Source organism: Actinomyces ruminicola, assembly GCF_900103885.1.
In the GTDB taxonomy this organism is placed as follows: Bacteria; Actinomycetota; Actinomycetes; order Actinomycetales; family Actinomycetaceae; genus Actinomyces; species Actinomyces ruminicola.
In genome coordinates, this window is sequence record NZ_FNIM01000012.1 from 1 (window position 1) to 18,478 (window position 18,478).

Consider the following 18,478-nt stretch of genomic DNA (forward strand, 5'->3'; position numbering starts at 1 on the left):
CAGATACGACAAACTCGCCGTCCGCTACCAAGCCACCACCCACATCGCCAGCATCGACCACTGGCTCAAACGACTTACATAACACGCCCTAGTCGGCCTGGGAATCGCCCAGCTCGGTCCCAGTCTGGACCTGCCGCAGCGGGTCGTCGATGCCGGGCTGTTCGCGCAGGCGGGCAAGGCCGCGTCTACCTGGCTGCTGCTGATCGGCGCGGCCGGGGTCGTGCTGGGCGCGGTGGCGGCGCACCACCGCGATCTGCACCCGGGAACGGGCGGCGGTCCCGGCGCCAAAAGTGTCCATCCGTGACCACTTTCAACACGGGCACGGGTCAGGTATCCGACAGAAACCGGCGCTGACCTGGGCAAATGCGATTCTGCGGGCAAGTCGCCGTGCGCCATGACCGTGAAAGTGGCGACAGATGGACACCATCTAGGCTCGGCAGGAGCGAATCCACCGCTCCTCGACGCGAAGAGCCCGCGGCTCAGACGTTGAAGCCGAGGGCGCGCAGCTGCTCGCGGCCCTCGGGGGTGATCTTGTCCGGGCCCCACGGCGGCAGCCACACCCACTGCACGCGCACCTTGTCCGCGATCAGTCCGAGGGCCTGCTGCGCCTGCTCCTCGATGACGTCGGTGAGCGGGCAGGCGGCGGTGGTCAGGGTCATGTCGAGCACGATGGTGCCGTCCGGCTCGATCGAGATGCCGTACAGCAGGCCGAGGTCCACCACGTTGATGCCCAGCTCAGGGTCGATCACGTCGCGCAGCGCCTCCTCGATGGCGGCAACATCGACGTCGGCGACGGTTGTGGGCGCTTGCTGCGCAGCCATCGGATTGGTCTGCGCGGATGACTCGCTCATGTCTCCTCCTGTTGGGGTCTGGCAGGGTGGGTGGCTGGTGGGCCGGGTTGTTCGTGGGGCCGCGGCGGTCAGCCGGCCTGGGTGGCGTCCAGTGGGACGCCCGCCTTGAGCAACGCGTCCTTGAGCGCGATCCATCCCAGCAGGGCGCATTTGACCCGGTTGGGGTACTTGGACACGCCCTCGAAGGCGGCGGCATCCTCCAAGTCATCCAGGACGGCGGCGTCCACGCCGCGTCCGCGCGAGTGCATGAGCGCATCGAAGTCCGCCTCGAGCCGGGCCACGGTGGCCAGGTCCGCCCCGTCGACGAGGTCGTGCATAACCGAGATGGACGCCTGGGAGATCGAGCAGCCGTCGCCCTCCCAGCCGACGGCTGCAATGCGCCCGTCGTCGAGCCGCACGCCCACGGTGACGTCGTCACCGCAGGTCGGGTTGACCTGGTGGGAGGTGGCGTCGGGCGCCTCCAGGGCGCCGAAGCCGTGGCGCTCGCGCGAGTGGTCGAGGATGACCTGCTGGTAGAGCTGGTCGAGGTCGTTCATGTTCACCTCTGGAAGTAGCCGCGGACTGAGGCGACGGCGTCGAGGAAGCGGTCGATCTCCTCGGGCGTGGTCACCGGACCGAAGGATATGCGTGAGGAGGAGGGCACCCCGAAATGGGCGTGGATCGGCTGGGCGCAGTGGTGGCCGGTGCGTACCGCCACGCCCGCGGCGTCCAGCACCTGGCCGACGTCGTGCGGGTGCACCCCTTCAAGGGTGAAGGCGATGACGCCGAGGCGGTCCCGTGCGGTGGTCGGCCCGAGGATGCGCAGGCCGGTAATCTCGCGCGTGCCCCGCAGAGCGCGGTCGAGCAGGACCTGCTCCCCGGCGTGGAGCCGGTCGAGACCCACCGCAGCCAGGTAGTCCACGGCGGCGTGCCAGCCTGCGGCCTGGGCCAGCGGCTGGCTGCCGGCCTCGAAGCGGGCGGGGCCGGGCATATAGGTGGACGAGGTCATGGTGACCGTCTCGATCATGGAGCCGCCGGTGAGCACCGGCGGCATGGCGTCCAGCAGCTCCTCGGTGGCCACCAGGGCGCCGACGCCGGTGGGCCCCAGCATCTTGTGGCTGGACAGCACCATGGCGTCCACCCCGGCGGCGGTAAGTGCCGCGAAGTCCAGGGGCAGGTGCGGGGAGGACTGGCAGGTGTCCAGCACCACCAGGGAGCCGGCACTGCGGGCCGCGGGCAGGATCCGCTCCAGGGGCGTGATTGCCCCGGTCACGTTGGAGGCGTGGGTGAGCGCGAGCACCCGGGTGCGATCGTTGATCACACCTGCGGTCTGCGGATCGATGCGGCCGTCCTCGGTCAGGCCGAGCCAGCGCAGGGTTGCGCCGGTGCGGGCGGCCAGCTCCTGCCAGGGCACCAGGTTGGCGTGGTGCTCGGCCACGGTCACCACGATCTCGTCGCCAGCCCCCAGGCGCAGGCGGGCGCTGGCATCCGTGGCGGCCGCGGCACCGCCCCCGCGCCCTGCGGGTCGCCCCAGGCTGGCGTGCCCGATGGCCAGCGCCACCAGGTTGACCGCCTCGGTGGCGTTCTTGGTGAACACCAGCTGGCCGCTCCGGGCGCCGACGAAGCCGGCTACGGCCTTCCGGGCGTCCTCCCACACGGCCGTGGCCTCATCGGCCAGCTGATAAGTCGAGCGTCCGGCGGCGCCGTTGGAGCGGCGGTAGAAGTCCGCCTCCGCCGCGATGACTCCGGCCGGCTTCTGGCTGGTGGCCGCCCAGTCCAGGTAGGCCAGTGTCTGCCCGTTGCGGGCCGGCCGTTCCAGATAGGGGAAGTCGGCGCGCACGGCGGCGATCTCCCCGGCGGTCAGCGGCAAGGCCGCCGCCCGCGGCTGGGACCGGGTCGGTTCAGTCATGTGTTTGGTGCCCCCTGAGGATAATGGTGCTGGTTTGCGGCGGGGCGTCGGCATGGCGCCTCAGGCGAGGAAGCGGTCGTAGCCCTCCTCCTCCAGGCGGTCGGCCAGGTCGGGGCCGCCCTCCTCGGCGACCCGGCCGTCAACGAACACGTGGATGTGGCTGGGCTTGATGTAGCGCAGGATGCGCGTGTAGTGGGTGATCAGGAGGAAACCCGCGTCCGAGGCGTCGTGGAGCCGGTTCACGCCCTCGGAGACGATGCGCAGGGCGTCGATGTCCAGGCCGGAGTCGGTCTCATCCAGGATGGCGAAACGGGGGCGCAGCAGCTCCATCTGCAGAATCTCGAAGCGCTTCTTCTCACCGCCGGAGAAGCCGGCGTTGACATCGCGCTGGGAGAAGGCGGGATCCATGCGCAGGTTCTCCATGGCCTGGTTGACCTGGCCGATCCACTGGCGCACCTTCGGGGCCTCGCCGTCGATGGCGGTCTTGGCGGTGCGCAGGAAGTTGGCCACCGTCACGCCGGGGACCTCGACGGGGTACTGCATGGCCAGGAACAGGCCGGCGCGGGCGCGCTCGTCAACGCTCATGTCCAGGATGTTCACGCCGTCGAGCAGCACCTCCCCCTCGGTGACCTCATAGTCGGGATGACCGGCGATGGAATAGGCCAGGGTGGACTTGCCCGAGCCGTTGGGCCCCATGATGGCGTGCACCTCGCCGGAGGCGACTGTCAGGTCGACGCCCTTGAGAATGGGCTTGGGGCCGTCGTTGGTGTCTACCTGGACGTGAAGGTTCTTGATCTCGAGGGTGCTCATTGGTGTTTGTCTTCTTCTTTGGGTTGAGGTCTTCGGGGAAACTGGTCGGGGTACGGCTCAGAGAGCCTGCGCGGTCTGCTCACGGGCGGAGACGAGTCCGGTCAGCTCGAGCTCCTTCTCAATGGCGGCCATGAGCCGCTCCTCCACCTCGGGCACGCGGATCTCGGCGACGATCTCGTTGAAGAAGCCCAGCACCACCAGGCGGCGGGCCTCCTTCTCCGGGATGCCCCGGGCGCGCAGGTAGAACAGCTGCTCGTCGTCGAAGCGACCGGTGGCGGAGGCGTGGCCGGCGCCCTCGATGTTGCCGTTCTCGATCTCCAGGTTGGGGATGGAGTCCGCCTTGGCGCCCTCGGTGAGCACCAGGTTGCGGTTGAGCTCATAGGTGTCGGTGCCGCGGGCGCCGGCCCCGATGAAGCAGTCCCCCACCCACACGGAGTGGGCCCCCTCCCCCTGCAGGGCGCCCTTGTAGGCGACCCGGGAGTAGCAGTGGGGCTCGGTGTGGGCCACATAGGGGCGGTGCTCCTGGTGCTGGCCGGCATCGGTGAAGTACACGCCGTAGGCGTCGATGTGTCCGCCCTCACCCTTGAAGCCGAGGTCGGAGCTGATGCGCACATCCCCGCCCAGGGAGACGACGACGTGCTTGAGGATGCCGCGGCCCTCCACGCGCACGCGGTGACTGGAGGCGTGGACGGCGGCGTCCTCCCATCCCTGGATGGTCACCAGGGTCAGCTCGGCCCCGGCGGCCACGGTCACCTCAACCGTCTGGGTGAGTGCGGCGGTGCCGCGGTGGTCGAGTACGACGGTGCCGACGGCGTCCCGCTGCGCCTCCACGAGAATGTGCTGGGCGGCGGGGTGGGCCAGGTCCGGGTCGCCTCCGGTGGTGGTCACGCGCGCGGCCCGCTCCAGGACCGCGCCGGGCCGCAGGGTCAGCACGGTTGCGGACCGGAAGGCGGCCCAGGCGACCACGCCGGTGCGGTCCGCGGGGGCGCCGACTACGCCCAGGCGCGGGTCTTCACGGCTGACGGTCTCGACGTCGGCTCCCGCGGGGGCGTCGACGTCGACGGTGAGCGCGCCTGAGGCGGTGCCGACGGCGACGGCGTCGAGGTCGAACAGGGGGGCGAAGCGCCTGATCGGGGTGAACCGCCACTCCTCCTCACGGCCGCGGGGGACGGGGATGTCGGCCGGGTCGAAGGAGGTGGGCCTCTCGGCGCGCGAGGAGACATAGCGGCGCGCACCGTGTGCGTGGGCGCCCTCCAGCGACGCTCGCGAGTGGTCGGTTTTCAGTTCGTGCATTGGTGCTCCTTGCCGGATCTGCTCCGGCGGCTCGTGGTCGGGAAGGAATGCGGGCGGGCGGCGGCGTCGGCCATTGAGCCGGCCGCGAGGTCAGCCGACGGAGTTCTCCATCTGCAGCTCGATGAGCCGGTTGAGCTCCAGGGCGTACTCCATGGGCAGCTCGCGGGCGATCGGCTCGACGAAGCCGCGCACGATGGTGGCCATGGCCTCGGTCTCGGTCAGTCCGCGCTGCATGAGGTAGAACAGCTGGTCTGCGCTCACCTTGGAGACGGTGGCCTCGTGCCCCATTTCGACGTCGTCGGTCCGCACATCCACGTACGGGTAGGTGTCCGAGCGGGAGATCTCATCGACCAGCAGGGCGTCGCACAGCACGTTGGACTTGGAGTGCCGGGCGTTCTTCTGCACCTGCACCAGGCCGCGGTAGCCGGAGCGGCCGCCGCCGCGGGAGATCGACTTGGAGACGATGTGGCTGGAGGTGTGGGGAGCCATGTGGACCATCTTGGCGCCGGTGTCCTGGTGCTGCCCGGCGCCGGCGAAGGCGATGGACAGGGCCTCGCCGCGGGCGTGGGGGCCCATGAGGAAGACGGCCGGATACTTCATGTTCCGCTTGGAGCCGATGTTTCCGTCCACCCATTCCATGGTGGCGCCCTCGGCGCAGGTGGCGCGCTGGGTGACCAGGTTGTAGACGTTGTTGGACCAGTTCTGGATCGTCGTGTAGCGCACGCGCGCGTTCTTCTTGACGATGATCTCCACGATGGCCGAGTGCAGTGAGTCGGTGGAGTAGATGGGGGCGGTGCAGCCCTCCACGTAGTGCACGTAGGAGCCCTCGTCGGCGATGATCAGGGTGCGCTCGAACTGGCCCATGTTCTCGGTGTTGATGCGGAAGTAGGCCTGCAGCGGGATCTCCACCTGCACGCCCGGCGGCACGTAGATGAAGGATCCGCCCGACCAGACGGCCGTGTTCAGGGCGGCGAACTTGTTGTCGCCCGCGGGGACCACGGTGCCGAAGTACTCCTTGACCAGCTCGGGGTGCTGCTTCAGGGCGGAGTCGGTGTCCAGGAAGATGACGCCCTGCTCCTTAAGGTCCTCACGGATCTGCTCGTAGACGACCTCGGACTCGTACTGCGCGGCGACGCCGGCGACGAGGCGGTCGCGCTCCGCCTGGGGGATGCCGAGCCGGTCGTAGGTGTTGCGGATGTCCTCGGGCAGGTCCTCCCAGGAGTTGGCGGGCTTGTCCGTGGAGCGCACGAAGTACTTGACCTGGTCCATGTCCAGGTCGGACAGGTCCACACCCCAGGTGGGCATGGGCTTGCGCTGGAAGATCTCGTAGGCCTTCAAACGCTTCTGCAGCATCCACTCGGGCTCACCCTTGAGTGCGGAGATCTCGCGGACAACTTGCTCGTCCAGACCACGCCTGGCAGACAGGCCGGCGGCGTCGGAGTCACGCCAGCCGTACTCGTACGTCTCCGAAATCGACTCGATGATCTCGTCGTCGCTGCTGCGCACAGTCTCGGTCACGGGCGCTGTCATCAGTTTCCTTCCATTCTCTGGGGCTTGCGGCTGCGCTGATCCGCCGCCCGCACCGCGCGTTTGCGCAGCGTGGGCATGGCGATCGGCACATGGGTGGTGCACACGTGCTCGCCGCCGGCGAGGGTGGCCAGGCGCTGCACGGGGACGCCGAGCAGGCGCGCGAAGGTGCGGGTCTCGGCGTCGCAAAGCGCACTGAAGTGCCCGGCGACATCGCGCACCGGGCAGTGGCCCTGGCACAGCTGAACGGCGTAGGTGCCGTCACCGACAGCACGGACGGTGGCGGCGTAACCGTCCAGGGTCAGGGCGTCCGCCAGTGCGCGCGCCCGGTCGGCGGGGTTCTTGCCGGCGGCCTCCACGACCGGCATGTAGCGGCGCTCCAGGTCGCGACCGCGGGAGGCGGCGAAGGAGTCGATGGCCTTGTCTCCGCCGACCTGCGACAGGTAGGACAGGGCGCGGTTGGCCAGTTCGGAGTAGCCCTCGCCGAAGCTGGTGTGCGCCTGCGCGGTGGCGACGTAGAAGCGCGCGGGGCGGCCCCGGCGACGCTTGCCACTCACGGCCGGATTGTGGACCTCGATCTCGCCGGACTGCTCCAAAGCGGTCAGATGACGGCGCACGGCGGCGGGAGTCAGGTCAAGGACCTTGGCCAGTTGTGCGGCGGATACAGGCCCCTTCTCGGCGATGAGGTCGAGCACCCGTGAGCGGGTGGAGTCGTCGTCGACCGGGCTCATGGTTTACTCCTCTCCGCTGCTGCTTGGGGCGGGCGACGGGCCGTCGGCGGGTCCGTCTGCGCACACCAGACTTTAACGAACATCTTTGTTCCGAAATTCCGTGATGGCAAGTTCCTGGCGCCGCGGCGGGACGTGCGATGGAGCACGTTGCAGGTTTTGTCGAGTTCTCAACGGATTCACGCGCCCGGGAGGAGCGGCCCTTCCGCCCGGCAGCAGCCTCGACGTCGGCACCCCCGCCCGGTTCCTGCGCCGGCGTCCACTGGCGCTGACCCACCGGCATTAGGCATTTCACCCCAAGTGGTTGTGCTGCTCGGTGGGCGCGATGGTCTGCCCGCCCGAAGGCGGGCGCCCCTCGAGCAGCACCTCGCCGCCGCCATCATGGTGCCCGTAACCGGCTTCCTATACCGGTCCGTGCGCACACGCAGACCGCTCATGACCGCCACGACCTGGCCTCCGCTCCGCCTCGGCCCGAGCGTGAGCGCATCTACGAGCCGGTCGAACAGGACGCGCTCGTCGGCTGAGTGCGCCGTCGCCCCGCCGTAGCGACGAGGATTCCCGGCCCCGGATCGTCCGGGGCCGGGAATCCTCATCCTGGGTCGCGGCGAGCACACGGCGGGTGCGCGGCAGCGCGGTTGCGCTACGTGCGTGCTGTGAGCTCGATGTCCTGCCATGAGATCGGATCGGGCGCGGTGCCGACGAAGGCGCCGTCGACGACGTCGTTGAATCCCGTGAGAATCCACTGCCCGTCACGCAGCCGGAACAGCTGGCCGGCGTACAGGTGCTCGGGGCGCACGTACCGCGCGGCGCCGACGTTCCAGGGGCCCAGCGGCCCCTCTCCCTCGGCGATCCACACGCACCCGGGACCCGGGTCGGCCTGCATGTCCTGCCCGCAGGAGAACACCAGCAGGTGCCGGCCATTCACACAACGGGACTGGCTGACCTCCAGCTGGCCGAAGGCGCTCGGTTCGGTCAGCGGGGGCAGTACCTCCCAATGATCGAGATCGTCAGAGACGGCGTGGCCGATCACCCCAGCACGCTTGCGGTCCACGCCGCGGGCGCGGGCGGTGATCAGCATGTGCCAGCGCCCGTCGTGGCGGAACACGAAGGGGTCCCGCCACGGCTCGTCGAAGGCGTAGCCGGGATTCCACTTCTCGTACCAGCGCCCATCCGCCTCGAGCGGCTGCACGCAGCAGCGCTCGAAGGTGACGCCGTCGGAGGAGTCCGCCCAGCCGATCCGCTGCACCATGCCGCCCTCCGCGCGCGAGATGCCCGTGTAGAACACGCGCATGCCGCCGTCGGGCTTGATGACGGTGCAGCCGGTCCAGATGGCCTGGTCGTCGAAGGCCGGGCCGTCTGAGTGCACCAGGGCGTCGGGAAGCAGCCGCCAGGTACGCGCATCGTCGGAGACGGCATGCCCCAGGGCGGCGCGCCAGTGGCGCCGGTTGGGGTCATGCAGCGCCCGGGAGGCACGCAGGAAGAACAGGTGGTAGTGCTCGCCGTCGTCGGCGAACCAGTGATCCCAGAGCCAGTGGTCTGCCAGTGCCAGCGCCATAGCTCACCCCTTGACCGCGGTGCCGGCCAGCGACTGCACGAAGGACCGCTGGAAGATGACGAAGATGACCAGCACCGGCAGGGTGATCAGGGTGCCGTAGGCCATGATCTGCCCCCATACGGGGTTGAGCTGGAAGAAGTACTGCATGCCGACGCTCACCGGCCGCATGGACTCCTGCTGCACCACCATCAGCGGCCACAGGTAGGAGTTCCAGGCGGGCAGCATGGTGATGATCGCTACCGTGGCGAAGGTGGGGCCTGACAGCGGCACGATGATCTTGCGGTAGATGGTCCACCAGCTCGCGCCGTCCACCCGCGCCGCCTCGTCAATCTCCTTGGGGATGTCGCCGAAGTGCTGGGCGAACAGGAAGATCGCCAGGGCGTTGGCAATGTAGGGCAGGATCTGCACCTGGTAGGTGTTGAGCATGCCCTGCTTGAGCAGGAAGCCGTCGACGGCCCACTGGATGGAGGGCAGCTTCGCCACCCAGAACACCAGCGGGACGGCGATGGTCTCGAAGGGGACCATCAGCGTTGCCAGCACCAGGGAGAGCACAATGTTCTTGCCCTTCCACCGCATGCGCGAGATGGCGAAGCCGATCATGGAGTTGACGATCAACCCGAGGCCGACGATCGCCACCGTGACGATGACCGAGTTGGCGATGAAGCGCCCGGCGGGAACGCGCTCGAATACGCCCGCGTAGTTGTCCAGGCTGAGGTCGCCCACGGGCAGGAAGGCCTTGAGCGAGCCGAGGTCGGCGAAGATCTGGCTGTCGCTCTTGAAGGAGGAGAAGATCATGAACAGCAGGGGGAAGACGGCGACGACGGCGGCCGCGGTCAGCCCGATGTAGGTCAGGATCTTGGAGCGGCGCTTGGTGGCCTGGCGGCCGCGCCGGCGCGGGGCACGCCCCGCGGAGGGAGCGGTGCTACTTGTGGTCACTGCCGTGGTCATGTCAGTCATCCCCCCGGGTCAGGCGCCGCTGGATCAGGCTGATCACGAGCACGGCGATGAAGAAGATCAGTGAGATCGCGCTGCCGTAGCCCATGTCCTGCTCGCGGTAGCCCTTGCGCACGGCGTGGTAGACGAGTGTGGAGGTGGCGTCCTGCGGGCCGCCGGAGGTCATCACGTCGACCTGCACGAACAGCCCGAGTGCGGCGATGGTGATGGTGACGATGATGAACACCATGGTGGAGTGGAGTCCGGGCCAGGTCACGTAGCGGAAGCGCTGCCAGCCGTTGACGCCGTCCAGCGCGGCGGCCTCGTACAGGGCCGGGTCAATGCCCTGCAGCCCTGACAGCCAGATGATCATGTGCAGGCCGACGGCCTGCCAGATGGACAGCACGATGATGGCGGGCATCGCCGTGCCGGGGTTGTTCAGCCAGGCGACGGCGGACCAGCCGCCGCCGGTGAGGGTGTTGAGCACGGAGTTGAACAGGCCGTTGTCCTGGTAGAAGAAGCTCCACAGGATGGAGACGACCACCATGGAGGTGACCACCGGCATGAAGATCATGGTGCGGAAGGCGGTCACCCCCTTGACCTTCTGGTTGACCAGGATCGCCAGTGCCAAGGCGAGCCCCGACTGACACGGCACCACGATGAGCGCGAAGAAGGCCGTGTTGGTCAGTGAGCGGATGAAGGTCGGGTCCGCGCTGAAGGCGCGGATGAAGTTGTTCAGTCCGATGAACTCGGGCGGGTTGGGTGAGATCAGGCGTGCGTTGGTGAAGCTCAGCACGAATGTCAGCACGATGGGGATGCCCAGGAACAGCAGGAGCAGCAGCAGGGCCGGCGAGGACATCAGCCAGGCCGTGCGTGCCTCCTTGCGCAGCGCGGCGGAGCGACTGCCGCGCGTCTTCGTAGGTTTCGCGGATGCGTTGGACATGAGCGTCAGCCCTGCTGGTAGCCGTTGTTGGACTTGATATCGGCGTCGATGTCCTTGACCGCCTGGTCGAGCGTGGACTTCACGTCGGCGCCGGACACGATGTCGCGGGCGGCCTTGTCGAAGATCGAGGAGATGACCTTGTAGCCGGGCGTGGCGGGGCGCAGCAGCGCGTACTTGGTGCCGATCTCGTAGACGGGTTCGAGCGCGCCGCCCTCCTTGTAGTAGTCGGTGCCCGGCGTAGCCGAGGGCACGGAGGGGAAGTTGCCGATCGCATTGGAGTACTCGACCAGGTACTCGTCCCGCATGAGGAACTCGATGAAGGCGTTGGCCGCCGTCGGGTTGGAGCTGGTGGCGGAGACGCCCCACTGCCAGGAGCCGCCGCCGACGTGCGCGCCCTGGCCGAAGTCGACGGGCGGGAGGATGAGGACCTCGTCCTCGCCGAAGGTCTCCTGCGACTGGAGCACCTTCCAGCCACCGGCGTAGTAGAGCGGGACCTTGCCCTGCAGGAAGTCCTGCCCGTCCGTTGCGGGCGTCTCGGAGGCATAGCCCTTGGTGAAGCAGGAGCGGAACCACTCGCCCCACTGCACGGCGGCGTCGCCGTTGAGGAAGCCCTCGGCGGTCTCGAAGGTCTCCCGGTCGATGAGGTCGCCGCCGAAGGACTGGAGCATGGGGGCGTAGGCGTAGGGCCACCACTCGGCGGTGTCCGCTACCGAGAAGTCGATGGCGTACTCGTAGTCGGGCAGCTCGGAGAGCTTGGCCAGGGCGTCGTCGAACTCGTCCTTGGTCCAGGGCTTGTCAATCGTCGGGATCGGGACGCCCGCGGCCTCGAAGGCGGACTTGCGACCCAGGAAGCACAGGGAGGTGTCGTAGGGGCCCACCGAGTACAGGGTGTCGTTCCAGTAGCCCTTGGCGGAGTCGATGATGCTCTCCTCCAGCTCGGAGGAGATCTGCAGCGGCGCCAGGTAGCCCGCCCAGGCCCAGTTGGGCATGATCGGGCCGTCCAGGTCGAGGATGTCGGGCAGGTCGCCGGCCACGGCCGCGGCGGCGATGGCGTCGTTGTAGGAGGCCTGCGGGAAGGGCTTCACCTCAACGGGGGTGTCGGGGTTGGCCGCGTTGAAGGCGGCGACCGCCTTATTGACGACGGCGAGCTCCTCCTCGTTGCCGCCGTTGTGGGTCCACAGGCTGATGGTGCCGGAGGAGGCGGATCCGGAGCCGCCCTGCTGGGAGGAGCAGGCGGCAAGGGTGGCGGCCACGGCGGCGGTGGCGCCGAGGCCGAGGAAGGTGCGGCGGGAGGTGGACATGGACACTCCTTCGTGTGTCATTGCGATGGTTAACCGGGATGGTTGACCGGGATGGTTGACCGGGATCGGGGTGATCCCGGGGCTTGTGGGTCCCGCCCGAAACTTAGGCGGATGCGGGCGCGGTGGAACCGCGGACGATCAAGTCGCAGTGGAAGCGGTGGGTGGTGGCGGGGCTGGGCAGGTCGCCCGTGATCAGGCGGCGCACGAGCCAGTCGGCCATTTGGTAGTGCGGCAGCCGCATGGTGGTCAGCTGCGGCGACAGGTTGGTGGAGATCAGCCTCAGGTCGTCGAAGCCGACCACGGACAGGTCCCCCGGTATGGAGATGCCCAGCGCGGCGGCCACGCGATACACGCCCGCGGCCATGCCGTCGTTGTAGCAGAACACGGCGGTGGGGCGATCCGCCCGCTCGAGCAGACGCCCGGCGGAGGCGTCGGCCCCTGCGGGGTCGTTGCCGCCGCTGACCACCAGCGAGGGATCCGGGGTAATCCCCGCCTCGCGCAGCGCGTCCTCGTAGGCGGTGCGCCGCAGCCCGATGGCGATGGTGGTGTCGTCATGGGTGATGTGCCCGATCCGGCGGTGCCCCAGGTCCAGCAGGTGAGTGACGGCGTCTCGGGCAGCGGTCTCCTCATCCGGTACGACACCGATTACGCCGTCCCGGTCCGCAAAACCGTTCAGCACGGCGACGTTGGCCGCCTCAGCGGGAATGTGCACCTGCTGGTGGTACATGGCGGCGTGGACAATGACGTCGACGCGCCGGGAGCGCAGTTCGCGCACGGCCCGGCGGGTCTGCTCCGGCTCTCCCCCGGAGTCGGTGAGCAGCACGGACCAGCCGAGCTCCCGGCTCGCGGTGAGGATGGCGTCGATCATGGCGACCGCGTAGGGGGTGGACAGCACGCTCTCGCCGAGCACGCCGACGGTGTGGGTGCGGCGGTTGCGCATGCCGCCGGCGAGCGCGTCGCGCACGTAGCCGAGGTCCTCGGCCGCCGCGCGCACACGCGCGGCAGTCGCCTCGGAGACCCGCCCCTTCGCCTTACCGGACAGCACCAGGGAGGCGGCGGCGGTGGAGACGTGCGCGGCGTCCGCGACATCGGCGAGAGTCGTCATCATCCCCTCCTGTCAGCTCATCAGTGAGCCGGGCTGATTCGCCCGTTGACACGAGTGTGCGGTCTCCGCCGACGTTAAGTCAATCGATTAACGTCACGGATATATATACCCATTATGAGTGTGGGGCGGGGCGTGCGGCCGTAGAAGGTACCCGTCGGCGCAGTCCCTGTATCGTGCCCTTAACTCCGGGGGCTCCGCCCCGTCACTGCGCTACTGCCCGCCTCCGGCGCCGGCTCGGCCGTGGCGGCCTGCCGGCACGACGTCGGCCGCCCGATGGGAGGCGCACACACCCCGCCGCCGCTCCAGGGCGGCCCGGACAAGTCCGGCGAACAGGGGGTGTGCGCGGGTGGGACGCGACTTGAACTCGGGGTGGGCCTGGGTGGCCACGTAGTAGGGATGCAGTTCACGGTCGAGTTCAACGAACTCGGCCAGGTGCCCATCGGGAGAGGTACCGCAGATGTGCAGGCCCGCCTCCTCCAGCCGCTCGCGGTAGGCGCCGTTGACCTCGAAGCGGTGACGGTGTCGCTCGGAGACCTCGGTGGCACCGTAGGCCTCCGCAACCAGTGAGCCCGGTGTGAGCACAGCCGGGTATGCGCCCAGACGCATGGTGCCGCCCAGGTCTCCCCCACCCGTCACGAAGCGGCGCTGAGAGTCCATGGTGGTGACGACCGGGTCCGGCGTGTCGCGCTCCATCTCGGTGGAGGAGGCGCCGCTCAGGCCCAGCAGGTTGCGAGCCGCCTCAATGACCATGCACTGCAGTCCCAGGCACAGTCCGAGCGTGGGCACCTGGTGCTCACGCGCCCAGCGCAGAGCGCCGACCTTGCCCTCAATGCCGCGCACCCCGAAGCCCCCCGGGACCACGACGGCGTCGGCCCCGGCCAGCGACCGCTGCGCGCCCTCGGGGGTCTCGCAGGTGTCTGAGGCGATCCAACGAATGTCCACTCGGGCGTCGCAGGCGAAGCCGCCGTGGCGGATCGCCTCCGTGACGGACAGGTAGGCGTCGTGCAGGTCGATGTACTTGCCGACCAGGGCCACTTCCAGCCGGTGCTTCGGGGTGTGGACCCGTTCCAGCAGGGCGTTCCACTCGGTCCAGTCGACGTCCCGGAAGGTCAGTCCCAGGCGCTGGACCAGATAGGCGTCCAGGCCCTCCCGGTGCAGGGTGGGCGGCACCTCGTAGATGCTGGCCACGTCCCGGCACTCGATCACCGCGTCGCGCTCGACGTCGCACATCAGCGCGACCTTGCCCCTGATTCCCTCGGACAGGGGGCGGTCGGTGCGCAGCACCAAGGCGTCGGGCTGGATGCCGATGCTGCGCAGTGCCGCCACGGAGTGCTGGGTCGGCTTGGTCTTCAACTCGCCGGCGGCGGGCAGGAAGGGGATCAGGGAGACGTGGACGAAGGCGACGTTCTCCCGGCCCAGGTCGGCGCGGACCTGTCGGGCGGCCTCCAGGAAGGGCTGGGACTCGATGTCGCCCACCGTGCCACCGATCTCGGTGATGATCACGTCGGGGGCGGCCCCGTCCGCGTCCGGCTCGGCCTGGGCGCGCATGACCCGCTTGATCTCGTCGGTGATGTGGGGGATGACCTGCACGGTGTGCCCCAGGTACTCTCCGCGCCGCTCCTTGGCGATGACCGTGGAGTAGATCTGGCCGGTGGTGGCGTTGGCCCGGCCGGACAGGTTGACATCGAGGAAGCGCTCGTAGTGACCGATGTCCAGGTCAGTCTCCGCGCCGTCCTCGGTGACGAACACCTCCCCGTGCTGGAAGGGGTTCATGGTGCCCGGGTCGACGTTGATGTAGGGGTCCAGCTTCTGCATGGCCACGCTGATGCCGCGGGAGCGCAGCAGGCGGCCCAGGCTCGAGGCGGTAAGGCCCTTGCCGAGAGAGGAGACGACGCCACCGGTGACGAAGACATGGCGGGGTACGGCGGACTTCTTTCCGCCCGGACGTGCAGGTGCGTTGTTCACGGACCTTCAACGTAGCTGATGCCGCGAAACGCACCCGTCGCATTCACCGTCGGGGCCGACTCACACGTCCAGGCCGTACAGGATGGTGCCACGAGTAGCGGTATAGCCCAGCTCCCGGAACAGGTCCACGGCGCCGCTCGGATCGTCGGACTCAAAGCCGGCCGCCGCATACTCCATGCCGTCGGCGGCATAGGCCTGCATTACCGCGCTCAACAGCGCCCGGCCGACCCCGCGGGACCGATAATCGGCGAGCACCCCGATGACGTCGGTGTAGCCCTCGCACCAACCCAGCGCCTCCCAGTCCTGCTCGTAGCGGCTGGAGAGCGCATATCCCGCTACTCGAGCGCGGTCACCCGATCGGTCCAGTGCCACGAAGCTCCACTGGGGGGCGAAGTAGGCGCGCCCGGCCCGCCACTCCTCCGGACTCATGGAGCCGCCGCCGGAATCGGCGAAGGCCTGGTTGTGGGCGCGGCGCACGGCGTCGTCGAGCTCCTCCGACCAGGGCTCGATGCTCAGGAAGCCGTCCAGGTCCGCCTCGGGGATCGGCGTTGCCAGGGGACGACGCACTTCCCGGTACCAGCGGCGCGGCTCGAAGCGCAGCTCTGCCAGGTGGTCCTTCATGCGCTCGTCATCCTCAAGGACGGTGGTGACGATGTGAGCGGGCGCGGTGGCGGCGAGGGAGCCGGAAGGCTCGCCGGCACGTTCGGCACCGATGAGATGGCGGGCCCGCTCGGTCTGCCAGTGCAGTAGCGCCACACCGATGCCGCGGTGGCGCCATTCCGGATCCACCGTCCCCGTCATAGAGGCGTAGATCTCCGCCGCCGGCCGCAGCCGCACCAGTCCAAAGGCACGCATGACGCCGTGCTCGTCCCGGCCGGCCACCCCGGAGTAGGTGGGATCCACGAAGTACTCGGCGGTTTCCTGGGCGGTGGTGCGGTAGGGCGGATTGTCCACCTCCTCCGAGCGGGCGATCAGGTCAGCGAGCTCGGCATTGTCGCGCGGACCGAGCGGCGCCCAGGTGAGAATGCGGGGCAACGCGGAGCGCGGGCCAGGGCGGAACATGGCCCACGGGCCGCCCGGGCCGGTGCGGCGGGTTGAGCCGTAAACCGGTGTCATATGCGTCTCCTTCGACGGGACAGGGCCCGACCTTCGGCATGCGAGCAAATGGCTGCGGCCAGGTTACCCGAGCCGACCCGGTCACGACGTGCGCCAGCGGTGCCGGTACCCGAGCCGGGTGCACGTCCTAAGCGTCGATGCGCTCGCGGTCGATGTCGGCGGCACCCTCGATGATGAAGTCGCGCCGCGGCTCCACGTTGGACCCCATGAGCAGCTCGAAGACGTTCTCCGCCTCGGCCAGCTCGGCCTCATCGCTCAAGGTGATGCGCCGCAGGGTGCGGTGCTCGGGCTCCATGGTGGTCTCGGCCAGCTGGTGGGCATCCATCTCCCCCAGGCCCTTGTAGCGCTGCGGCTCCTTGAAGCTGCGCCCCTGCTTCTCCAGCCTGCGCAGCGTGGTCACCAACTCGTCGTCTGAGTAGGTGTAGATGACCTCCTTCTTGCGGCGCCCCTGGGCGCTTACCTCGATGCGGTGCAGCGGGGGGACGGCGGCGAAGACCCGGCCGGCCTCGATCATGGGGCGCATGTAGCGGAAGAACAGGGTCAGCAGCAGGGTGCGGATGTGGGCGCCGTCGACGTCGGCGTCGGTCATGAGAATGACCTTGCCGTAGCGGGCCGCATCCAGGTCGAAGGTGCGCCCGGAGCCGGCCCCGACCACCTGGATGATCGCCGAGCACTCGGCATTGCGCAGCATGTCCGCCTGGGAGGCCTTCTGCACGTTGAGGATCTTGCCGCGGATGGGCAGCAGCGCCTGGAACTCACTGTTGCGGGCGTTCTTGGCGGTACCCAGGGCGGAGTCGCCCTCAACGATGAACAGCTCGGAGGAGGCGACGTCGTCGGAGCGGCAGTCCGCCAGCTTCGCGGGCAGCGTGGAGGTCTCCAGGGCGGTCTTGCGGCGGGTGATCTCCTTGTGCATGCGAGCAGACACGCGGGCGCGCATCTCCCCGACGATCTTCTCCTGCAGGGCGCGCGACTGAGTCTTCAGATCCCGCTTGGAGGAGGTCAGCAGTGCGGTGAGCTCCTTCTCCACCACTCGCGCGACGATCTGCCGCACGGGGGCGGTACCGAGCACCTCCTTGGTCTGCCCCTCGAACTGGGGCTCGGGCACACGCACCGTCACCACTGCGGTCAGCCCGGCGAGGATGTCGTCCTTCTCGATGCGCCCGTCGCGGCTGGTGACCTTCAGCGCGCGGGAGTTGGCGTCGATCTGCTTGCGCAGCACCTTAGTGACGGCCTGCTCGAAGCCGGTCAGGTGGGTGCCGCCCATGGGGGTGGCGATGATGTTTACGAAGGAGCGCTCCGTGGTGTCGTAGCCGATGCCCCAGCGCAGGGCGACGTCCACGGTGCAGGTGCGCTCAACCTCGGTGGGCCGCAGGTGACCGGTGCGCTTGTCGAGCTGCTGCACGGTCTCGGTGTAGGTGCCCTCGCCGGTCAGGCGGAAGGTGTCGGTGACGGAGCCGTCGGTGGCCAGGAAGTCGACGAAGTCGGCGGTGCCGCCCTCGGCGCGGAAGACCTCCGTGCCCTCCTCCTCCGGGGCGCCGGAGGTGAACAGGTCGCCCGCGGGCGCTGAGGCGTGGGCGGCCTTGGCGCTGAGGGCCGGGTCTCCGGCCGCAGGACCGCTGGCCGCGGCGGCGACGGCGTCCGGGGCGCGCTCGTCGGTCAGGGTGAGCGTGAGCCCGGGCACCAGGAAGCTGGTCTGCCGCAGCCGGGCGCGCAGGGCGGTGATGTCGTACTGGGCGGGAGCCGGGAAGATCTCCGGGTCTGCCCAGTAGCGCACCCGGGTGCCGGTGACGCCACGGCGCACCTTGCCGACCACGCGCAACTGGGTGGCCTCGGTGTACTCCGCGAATGGGGCGGCGGGGGTGGGGCCGGTCGAAGGATCGGTGAAGACGCCGGGCACGCCCCGGCGGAAGCTCATGGCGTAGGTCTTGCCGCCGCGGTCGACCTCCACGTCCATACGGGCGGACAGGGCGTTGACCACGCTGGCGCCCACCCCATGCAGGCCGCCGGCGGAGCCGTAGGAGCCGCCGCCGAACTTCCCGCCCGCGTGCAGCTTGGTGTAGACCAGCTCGACGCCGGTCAGGCCGGAGGAGGGCTCCACGTCCACGGGCACGCCGCGCCCGGTGTCGCGCACCTCAAGGGAGCCGTCGGCGTGCACGACCACGGCGATGTGGTCCCCGTAACCCTCCAGGGCCTCGTCCACGCCGTTGTCGATGATCTCCCACACGCAGTGCATCAGGCCCCGCTGGTCGGTGGAGCCGATGTACATGCCCGGGCGCTTGCGTACGGCCTCGAGCCCCTCCAGCACGGAGAGGTGGCGGGCGGAGTATGACTGGGAGGAGTCCGGCACAGCTGAAATCTAGCCGATGGCGGCAGCCGGTCCGGCATCCCGCGCCGCCGGAGCGAATGTGGTCTTTGCCGGAGGCCGGCCTGCGCTACAGGCCGGCACCGCGCCCGATTCCCACC

The 18,478-nt window shown here is 69.0% G+C and carries 16 protein-coding genes; all 16 read right to left on the minus strand.

What is annotated here, in order from left to right; translation table 11 throughout:
* Positions 1–88: 88 nt before the first annotated feature.
* Positions 89–298 carry a hypothetical protein gene (locus BLR49_RS09550; protein ID WP_092536978.1) on the minus strand — a complete coding sequence of 70 codons (210 nt, stop codon included), beginning with the start codon at positions 296–298 and terminating at the stop codon, positions 89–91.
* Positions 299–479: 181 nt separating this feature from the next.
* Complete coding sequence (locus BLR49_RS09555) at positions 480–851, minus strand: metal-sulfur cluster assembly factor (RefSeq protein WP_092536981.1); 372 nt, start codon at positions 849–851, stop codon at positions 480–482.
* 68 nt (positions 852–919) lie between these two features.
* On the minus strand, positions 920–1,387 hold the full coding sequence (gene sufU, locus BLR49_RS09560) for a Fe-S cluster assembly sulfur transfer protein SufU (protein WP_092536984.1): 468 nt from the start codon (positions 1,385–1,387) through the stop codon (positions 920–922).
* Between the two features lie 2 nt (positions 1,388–1,389).
* On the minus strand, positions 1,390–2,739 hold the full coding sequence (locus BLR49_RS09565) for an aminotransferase class V-fold PLP-dependent enzyme (RefSeq protein WP_092536987.1): 1,350 nt from the start codon (positions 2,737–2,739) through the stop codon (positions 1,390–1,392).
* Between the two features lie 60 nt (positions 2,740–2,799).
* On the minus strand, positions 2,800–3,549 hold the full coding sequence (gene sufC / locus BLR49_RS09570) for a Fe-S cluster assembly ATPase SufC (RefSeq protein ID WP_092536990.1): 750 nt from the start codon (positions 3,547–3,549) through the stop codon (positions 2,800–2,802).
* Positions 3,550–3,606: 57 nt separating this feature from the next.
* A complete protein-coding gene (sufD, locus tag BLR49_RS09575) occupies positions 3,607–4,842 on the minus strand; it encodes a Fe-S cluster assembly protein SufD (RefSeq protein ID WP_092536993.1) in 1,236 nt (411 codons plus the stop codon).
* A gap of 90 nt (positions 4,843–4,932) precedes the next feature.
* Positions 4,933–6,372 carry a Fe-S cluster assembly protein SufB gene (gene sufB, locus BLR49_RS09580; protein ID WP_092536996.1) on the minus strand — a complete coding sequence of 480 codons (1,440 nt, stop codon included), beginning with the start codon at positions 6,370–6,372 and terminating at the stop codon, positions 4,933–4,935.
* Positions 6,372–7,100 carry a helix-turn-helix transcriptional regulator gene (locus tag BLR49_RS09585; protein WP_092536999.1) on the minus strand — a complete coding sequence of 243 codons (729 nt, stop codon included), beginning with the start codon at positions 7,098–7,100 and terminating at the stop codon, positions 6,372–6,374. The genes sufB and BLR49_RS09585 overlap by 1 nt, the downstream gene beginning before the upstream one ends.
* 637 nt (positions 7,101–7,737) lie before the next feature.
* On the minus strand, positions 7,738–8,652 hold the full coding sequence (locus tag BLR49_RS09590) for a glycoside hydrolase family protein (RefSeq protein WP_092537002.1): 915 nt from the start codon (positions 8,650–8,652) through the stop codon (positions 7,738–7,740).
* 3 nt (positions 8,653–8,655) lie between these two features.
* On the minus strand, positions 8,656–9,588 hold the full coding sequence (locus BLR49_RS09595; protein ID WP_245690588.1) for a carbohydrate ABC transporter permease: 933 nt from the start codon (positions 9,586–9,588) through the stop codon (positions 8,656–8,658).
* 13 nt (positions 9,589–9,601) lie between these two features.
* Positions 9,602–10,528: a carbohydrate ABC transporter permease gene (locus tag BLR49_RS09600; protein WP_092537008.1), complete on the minus strand. Its 927-nt coding sequence runs from the start codon at positions 10,526–10,528 to the stop codon at positions 9,602–9,604.
* A 5-nt stretch (positions 10,529–10,533) separates the two neighbouring features.
* Positions 10,534–11,829 carry an extracellular solute-binding protein gene (locus BLR49_RS09605; protein WP_092537010.1) on the minus strand — a complete coding sequence of 432 codons (1,296 nt, stop codon included), beginning with the start codon at positions 11,827–11,829 and terminating at the stop codon, positions 10,534–10,536.
* A 103-nt stretch (positions 11,830–11,932) separates the two neighbouring features.
* Entirely contained in the window at positions 11,933–12,934 is a 1,002-nt protein-coding gene (locus BLR49_RS09610) for a LacI family DNA-binding transcriptional regulator (RefSeq protein ID WP_092537013.1), read from the minus strand.
* A 210-nt stretch (positions 12,935–13,144) separates the two neighbouring features.
* Entirely contained in the window at positions 13,145–14,899 is a 1,755-nt protein-coding gene (locus tag BLR49_RS09615) for a CTP synthase (RefSeq protein WP_092537015.1), read from the minus strand.
* A 60-nt stretch (positions 14,900–14,959) separates the two neighbouring features.
* Entirely contained in the window at positions 14,960–16,015 is a 1,056-nt protein-coding gene (locus BLR49_RS09620) for a GNAT family N-acetyltransferase (protein ID WP_092537018.1), read from the minus strand.
* A gap of 127 nt (positions 16,016–16,142) precedes the next feature.
* The gene (locus tag BLR49_RS09625) at positions 16,143–18,362 is read right to left on the minus strand and encodes a DNA gyrase/topoisomerase IV subunit B (protein WP_245690589.1); all 2,220 of its coding nucleotides are present in this window, start codon (positions 18,360–18,362) and stop codon (positions 16,143–16,145) included.
* Between the last annotated feature and the right edge of the window lie 116 nt (positions 18,363–18,478).